We start from the raw sequence: 508 nt of genomic DNA on the forward strand, positions 1-508 counted from the left end.
TCCTGGTGGTGATTGGTTTCGAATTCAAGAAGTGATCCGGAAGACTGGTATTATTGTTGAAGCTATTTGGATAACACACGGTCATTTTGATCATGTGGGCGCAGCAATGCAAGCTAAAGAGGCACTTAATGTTAAAATTATTGGTTCACATCGCGATGATAAACCTGTCATGGCTTCTGTCAGCGAAAGCGCAAAAAACTACGGCATTACTGACGCATGCACTTGTATTCCTGACCAATGGTTAGAAGACGGCGATAGCGTTCATTTTGTTGGACATGTGTTTCATGTTCTTCACACGCCAGGACATTCGCCTGGCCATGTCATTTATTTTAATGAAAAAGAACGATTCGCCTTATTAGGGGATGTGCTTTTTCGTGGTTCTATTGGACGTACAGATTTTCCATTCTGTTCTCATAAAGAATTAATGAAATCCCTTCGAGAAAAAATTTTGCCTTTAGGTGATGACGTTCTTTTCATCTGTGGCCATGGTCCAAAAAGCCAACTAGGC

The 508-nt window shown here is 41.3% G+C and carries 1 protein-coding gene; it reads left to right on the plus strand.

Annotated elements, in window-relative coordinates:
* Positions 1 to 508 (plus strand): MBL fold metallo-hydrolase (locus ACFIK8_RS10710; RefSeq protein ID WP_375669415.1); only part of this gene is annotated, 508 nt, incomplete at both ends.

It is taken from the genome of Bartonella sp. MR168JLCBS (genome assembly GCF_042194175.1).